We start from the raw sequence: 255 nt of genomic DNA on the forward strand, positions 1-255 counted from the left end.
GTTCGGCTAACACTGCAAATAAAGAGTACAGGCTGATCCCATTTCGCTCGCCACTACTTTGGGAATCTCGGTTGATTTCTTTTCCTGCGGTTACTTAGATGTTTCAGTTCACCGCGTTCGCTTCACGCAGCCTATGGATTCAGCTACGGATACTCCATTAGGAGTGGGTTTCCCCATTCGGACATCTCCGGATCAAAGCTTGTTTGCCAGCTCCCCGGAGCTTTTCGCAGGCTACCGCGTCCTTCATCGCCTGTG

1 rRNA gene is annotated in these 255 nt (G+C 51.4%); it reads right to left on the minus strand.

Annotated features, from left to right (window positions below):
• A 23S ribosomal RNA gene (locus VSR82_RS40285) occupies positions 1-252 on the minus strand; the annotation flags it as partial.
• Positions 253-255 lie beyond the last annotated feature (3 nt).

The organism is Burkholderia sp. JPY481 (assembly GCF_038900515.1).
GTDB classification, from domain to species: Bacteria; Pseudomonadota; Gammaproteobacteria; order Burkholderiales; family Burkholderiaceae; genus Paraburkholderia; species Paraburkholderia youngii.